We start from the raw sequence: 6,486 nt of genomic DNA on the forward strand, positions 1-6,486 counted from the left end.
ACACATACCAGGATTTTTTTCATCCTGTCAGACTGGTAAAAAGAGATGATTAGCTTTCTTATTTGCGGGAAAACTGCTATAATATATGTTCAGATAAAAAGAGATTAAGAAAGAAACGGGGATAGATAGTATGGAGATAAACAACTGCAAAGCCTATGAGCTGATCCGCCGGGAGGAGCTGGACGGGATCAAATCCACAGGTTACCTTTTAAGACACAAAAAGAGCGGCGCCAGAGTGGTCCTCATTGAAAATGACGACGACAACAAGGTGTTCAGCATCGCCTTTAGAACGCCCCCCTCAGACAGCACCGGAGTGCCTCATATTATGGAGCACTCGGTTCTTTGCGGGTCAAAGCATTTCCCGGCCAAGGATCCCTTTGTGGAACTGGTGAAGGGCTCCCTGAATACCTTTTTAAATGCCATGACCTACCCGGACAAGACGGTCTATCCGGTGGCCAGCTGCAATGACAGGGATTTCCAGAACCTAATGCATGTGTACATGGATGCCGTGCTGTACCCCAACATTTACGAGCACGATGAGATCTTCCGCCAGGAGGGCTGGAGCTACCACCTGGAGGAGAAGGACGGAAAGCTGACCTACAACGGGGTCGTGTACAATGAGATGAAGGGGGCCTTTTCCTCCCCCGAGGGCGTGCTGGACAGAGTGGTGCTGAACACTCTGTTCCCGGACACCTCCTACGCAAATGAGTCCGGCGGGGACCCGGACGTGATCCCGGAGCTGACCTATGAGCAGTTTCTTGATTTTCACCGGAGATACTACCATCCGTCCAACAGCTACATTTACCTCTACGGGGATATGGACATGGAGGAGAAGCTGAACTGGCTGGATGAGGAGTACCTGTGCCGGTATGAAAATGAGCCGGTGGACTCTGCCATCCGTCTGCAGAAGCCCTTTACAAGTATGGCGGAAAAGGAGATTCCCTACTCCATAGCAAGCGATGAGCCGGAGGAGGACAACACTTATCTCTCCTACAATAAAGTTATTGGCACCAGCCTGGACCGGGAGCTGTATCTGGCCTTCCAGATCCTGGACTACGCCCTTTTGTCTGCGCCGGGAGCGCCCCTTAAGAAGGCGCTGACAGATGCCGGGATAGGAAAGGACATTATGGGCTCCTACGACAACGGTATTTACCAGCCTATCTTCTCTGTGATCGCCAAAAATGCCAACGTGGAGCAGAAGGAAGAATTTGTCCGCATTATCGAGGACGTGCTGACCGGCATAGCGGACAGGGGACTGGACAGGAAGGCCCTGGAGGCGGGCATCAACTACCATGAGTTCCGCTACAGGGAGGCGGATTTTGGCAGCTATCCAAAGGGACTTATGTACGGGCTGCAGATGATGGACAGCTGGCTCTACGATGAGAATGAGCCCTTTATGCACATTGACGCCCTTGCTACCTTTGAGTTCCTGAAAAAGCAGGTGGGGACAGGCTACTATGAAGAGCTGATCCGGAAATACCTGCTGGACAACACCCACGGAGCCATCGTCGTGGTGAAGCCGGAGCGGGGCCGCACCGCCAGGATGGACCGTGAGCTGGAGGAGAAGCTTGAAGCCTACAAGGAGAGCTTAAGCGACGCCGAGAAGGAGCGCATGGTGGAGCGGACAAAGGAACTGGAGGATTACCAGTCCCAGCCCGACAGGCAGTCGGACATTGAGAAAATCCCGGTGCTGAAGCGGACAGATATTTCCCGGGATATTGCGCCCATCATCAATGAGGAGATGACGCTGGCGGATGTGCCAGCTGTGTTCCACGAGACATGGACCAACGGCATTGGCTACGTGGACCTGATGTTTGACCTGTCGGACGTGCCGGAGGAGATGCTGGGCTATGTGGGCATCCTTCAGTCCGTGCTGGGCATTATCGACACAGAGAACTATGAGTACGGGGAGCTGTTCAATGAGATCAACAGTCACACCGGCGGTATCGGCACCTTACTGGAGCTCTACAACGACGTGACGAGGGTGGAGGAGAAGGCCTTCCGTGCTACCTTTGAGATCAAGGCCAGAGCCATGTACGGCCAGCTTCCCTTTGCCTTCCGGATGATGAAGGAGATCCTCACCAGGTCAAAGCTGGGAGATACAAAGCGGATCAGGGAGATCCTTGATATGCTGAAATCCCGCCTGCTCATGCGCTTCCAGTCATCAGGGCACACAACGGCTGCCCTGCGGGCTCTGTCCTACGCTTCGCCTTCGGCGAAATTCAAGGACATGACAGGTGGCATTGAGTTCTATCAGTTCGTGGCAGACCTGACAGACCACTTTGAGGAGAGAAAGGAGGACCTGACCCGGGCCCTTGAGGCGCTTGGCCGGCAGATCTTCCGGGGAGACAATATGATGGTCAGCTACACAGCCTCCCGGGAGGGGCTGGACGGCCTGGAGGAGCTGGTAAAGGAGATGAAGGAGGGCCTCTTTGCAGGCGAGGCGCCGGAGACGCCCTGTGTGATCCACTGCCAGAAGAAGAACGAGGGCTTCAAGACAGCCTCCAAGGTCCAGTATGTGGCCCGCACAGGCAACTTCATCGACCACGGCGCGTCCTACACAGGAGCCCTGCAGATCCTGAAGGTGATCTTAAGCTACGACTATCTGTGGCAGAATATCCGCGTCAAGGGCGGCGCTTACGGCTGCATGAGCAACTTCAACCGGATCGGGGAGGGGTATCTCGTCTCCTATCGGGATCCCCACCTGAAGCGAACCATGGACGTGTACGAGGGCGTTGTGGCCTATCTGAAGAGCTTTACGGTCAGCGACCGGGATATGAACAAGTACATTATCGGAACCATCAGTAACCTGGATCAGCCCATGACCCCGGCTTCCAGAGGCGACCGGTCCATGAACCTCTACATGAACCATGTCAGCGCGGACATGATCCGCCAGGAGCGGGCTCAGGTGCTGGACGCCACCCAGGAGGATATCCGTGCCCTGGCCGGCGTGGTGGAAGCCATGCTGGCCGCGGACCAGGTCTGCGTTATCGGAAGCGAGGAGAAAATCGAGGAGAACAGGGATATGTTCGACAGCGTGACAAGCTTTTAATAAAGGAGTTAATATGACAGACAATTTTAAATCAGGATTTGCGACTCTCATAGGCCGGCCAAACGTTGGAAAGTCAACGCTTATGAACTATTTGATCGGCCAGAAGATCGCCATAACATCCAACAAGCCCCAGACCACAAGGAACAGGATACAGACCGTGCTGACCACGGAGGAGGGACAGATCGTCTTCGTGGACACGCCGGGCATCCATAAGGCCAAGAATAAGCTGGGTGAGTATATGGTCAATATTGCCGAGCGGACTCTCAACGAGGTGGACGTAGTGCTCTGGCTGGTGGAGCCCACCACATTTATCGGGGCAGGTGAGAAGCACATCGCTGACCAGCTCCAAAAGGTACATACGCCGGTGATCCTTGTGATCAACAAGGTGGACATGGTGAAACGGGAGGAAGTGCTTCCGGCCATCGCCGCCTACAAGGATCTCTACGAATTCGCCGAGATCGTGCCCGTGTCGGCCAGGAGCGGAGAGAACACAGACGAGCTTCTGAGGGTGATCATGAAATACCTTCCCTACGGCCCTCAGTTTTACGATGAGGACACCATCACGGACCAGCCGGAACGCCAGATTGTGGCAGAGCTGATCCGGGAGAAGGCCCTGCACTGCCTCAATGAGGAAATCCCCCACGGCATTGCCGTGACCATTGAGAGCATGAAGAAAAACAGGAAGGTCATGCACATTGACGCCACCATTATCTGTGAGCGGGACAGCCACAAGGGGATAATCATTGGAAAACAAGGAAATATGTTGAAAAAGATCGGCAGCACGGCCCGGTATGAAATCGAAAAAATGCTGGGATGCCAGGTAAATCTGAAGCTCTGGGTGAAGGTGAAGAAGGACTGGAGAGACAGCGAATACCTGATGAAAAATTTTGGATACCGGGAGGATGAATAAAAGGAACCGTTCACAGGAGATGCTAAACTCATCAGCAGGAAGATGAGGTGACGCAATGGAAGAATACTGGGACAGGTTTATGCGCTCGGGAGCTGTCAGGGACTATCTCGAGTACAAAGGGATAGAGATGTGCATGGAGATCATGCAGAAATATGACGACCCGGCAGCCGGGATGGGAGAGAAAAAGATTGGAACAGATTACGTTGACGGGAATGGTCCTTTTGACCACTCCTATCGGTGAATATGACAAGAGAGTGGTGCTGCTGACAAAGGAGCGGGGGAAGATCGCCGCGTTTGCCAGGGGGGCGCGCAGACCCAACAATCCCCTGTCAGGCGCGACAGAACCCTTCTCCTTTGGAAGCTTCTCCCTGTATGAGGGGCGGACCTCCTACACCATGGTGTCCGCCTCTATTTCCAACTATTTCGCCGAGCTGCGGATGGATGTGGAGGGCGCCTGCTACGGGTTCTATTTCATGGATATAGCCAACTACTATGCCCGGGAGGCAAATGATGAGACGGAGCTTTTAAAGCTTCTCTATCAGACTCTGCGGGCTCTGGCAAAAAAGTCCATTCCGGACAGGCTGATCCGGTACATATATGAGCTGAAGGCCATTACCATAAACGGCGAGGGGCCGGACGTATTTCACTGCGTGATCTGCCGGAAAAGTACGGAGGGGAGATTTTTCAGTCCTCTTAAGGGGGGACTTGTCTGTGACGGGTGCCGGCCCCACAGTGTGGACTGCCTGCCCATGGATCCCTCCACCCTCTACGCCATGCAGTATATCGAGACATCCAGCATTGAGAAGCTGTATACCTTTGCGGTGTCGGAGAAGGTGCTGGGGGAGCTGGGGGCGATCATGAAAAGATATATGGAAATCTATGTGGATCGGCATTTTAAATCACTGGATATACTGGAGCAGATGATCGGGGCTTGAAAACTGCGGTACTTAACGTTATAATATTGACATTATCCAGAACTATATGAAGGAGAGAAAGAAAAATGGTTGAGAAGACAATGGACAAAATCGTAGGCCTTGCAAAATCAAGAGGTTTTGTCTATCCGGGGTCTGAGATTTACGGTGGTCTTGCAAATACATGGGACTATGGAAATCTTGGTGTGGAGCTGAAAAACAATGTAAAGAAGGCCTGGTGGCAGAAATTTGTCCAGGAAAATCCCTACAATGTAGGCGTGGACTGCGCGATCCTGATGAATCCCCAGACATGGGTGGCGTCCGGACATCTGGGCGGCTTCAGCGATCCTCTGATGGACTGTAAGGAGTGCCACGAGAGATTTCGCGCGGACAAGATGATCGAGGACTACGCTCAGGAGAACGGTATTGATATTGGCCCCTCCATTGACGGCTGGAGCCATGAGCAGATGGAGGCCTTTATCGAGGAACATAACATTCCCTGCCCATCCTGCGGCAAACATAATTTCACGGAGATCCGGGAGTTCAATCTCATGTTCAAGACCTTCCAGGGGGTGACAGAGGACGCGAAGAATACCGTGTACCTGCGGCCGGAGACAGCTCAGGGCATTTTTGTGAACTTTAAAAATGTGCAGCGCACATCCAGAAAGAAGATCCCCTTTGGTATCTGCCAGATTGGAAAGTCTTTCAGGAACGAGATCACACCTGGAAACTTTATTTTCCGAACAAGAGAATTCGAGCAGATGGAGCTGGAGTTCTTCTGTGAGCCGGGAACAGACCTTGAGTGGCATGCGTACTGGAAGAAGTACTGCCTTGACTGGCTGAAGACCCTGGGAATTAAGGAAGAAGAGATGCGGGCGAGAGACCACTCTCCCGAGGAGCTGTGCTTCTACAGCCGGGCTACCACAGACGTGGAATTCCTCTTCCCCTTCGGTTGGGGCGAGCTCTGGGGCATCGCGGACAGAACAGACTACGATCTGAGCCAGCACCAGGAGGTGTCCAAGCAGGATCTGACCTACTTCGACGATGAGAAGAAGGAAAAATACATCCCCTACGTCATTGAGCCCTCACTGGGAGCGGACCGCATGGTTCTGGCCTTCCTGTGCAGCGCCTATGACGAGGAGGAGCTGGAGGGCGGCGATATGCGTACAGTCCTTCATTTCCATCCGGCCATCGCGCCTGTGAAGATCGGCGTTCTGCCTCTCTCCAAGAAGCTGAGTGAGGGCGCTGCCAAGGTCTACACACAGCTCTGCAAAAAATACAACTGTGAGTTCGACGAGAGAGGAAATATCGGAAAGCGCTACCGCCGTCAGGATGAGATCGGAACTCCCTACTGCGTGACCTATGACTTTGAGTCCGAGGAGGACGGGGCAGTGACTGTCCGCGACAGAGATACCATGGAGCAGGAGAGGATCAAGATCGAGGATCTGGACAAATATTTCGAGAAGAAGTTTGAGTGGTAAAATCGTAAGCGGTAAAAATGCAGTAAAAAAGATCGGTTCAATTTTGAACCGATCTCAGACTGTAGACAAAGGTGGTGCTGGAGCCCTAGCTCCAGCACCACTCTTTTTGCCAAAATGCCAACTCCCATATTT

The 6,486-nt window shown here is 53.1% G+C and carries 5 protein-coding genes; all 5 read left to right on the forward strand.

The genetic code is table 11. From position 1 onward, the window contains the following. The first annotated feature begins 130 nt into the window (after nucleotides 1–130). The 5 genes from H7U36_RS14000 to H7U36_RS14020 all read left to right on the forward strand — a co-directional run bounded on the left by H7U36_RS14000 (nucleotide 131) and on the right by H7U36_RS14020 (nucleotide 6,354). A complete protein-coding gene (locus tag H7U36_RS14000) occupies nucleotides 131–3,052 on the forward strand; it encodes an insulinase family protein (RefSeq protein ID WP_205156357.1) in 2,922 nt (973 codons plus the stop codon). 13 nt (nucleotides 3,053–3,065) lie between these two features. Further along, nucleotides 3,066–3,962, forward strand: coding sequence for a GTPase Era (era, locus tag H7U36_RS14005; protein WP_138304193.1), 897 nt, complete (start codon nucleotides 3,066–3,068; stop codon nucleotides 3,960–3,962). Between the two features lie 55 nt (nucleotides 3,963–4,017). Then, nucleotides 4,018–4,203, forward strand: a complete 186-nt coding sequence (locus H7U36_RS14010) for a hypothetical protein (protein WP_205156358.1) — start codon at nucleotides 4,018–4,020, stop codon at nucleotides 4,201–4,203. Continuing rightward, on the forward strand, nucleotides 4,151–4,897 hold the full coding sequence (recO, locus tag H7U36_RS14015; protein ID WP_243426777.1) for a DNA repair protein RecO: 747 nt from the start codon (nucleotides 4,151–4,153) through the stop codon (nucleotides 4,895–4,897). Before H7U36_RS14010 ends, recO begins: the two co-directional genes overlap by 53 nt. Nucleotides 4,898–4,962: 65 nt before the next feature. Next, the gene (locus tag H7U36_RS14020) at nucleotides 4,963–6,354 is read left to right on the forward strand and encodes a glycine--tRNA ligase (RefSeq protein ID WP_033124372.1); all 1,392 of its coding nucleotides are present in this window, start codon (nucleotides 4,963–4,965) and stop codon (nucleotides 6,352–6,354) included. Nucleotides 6,355–6,486: the final 132 nt, after the last annotated feature.

It is taken from the genome of Faecalicatena fissicatena, from assembly GCF_016900595.1.
GTDB lineage: Bacteria > Bacillota > Clostridia > Lachnospirales > Lachnospiraceae > Claveliimonas > Claveliimonas intestinigallinarum.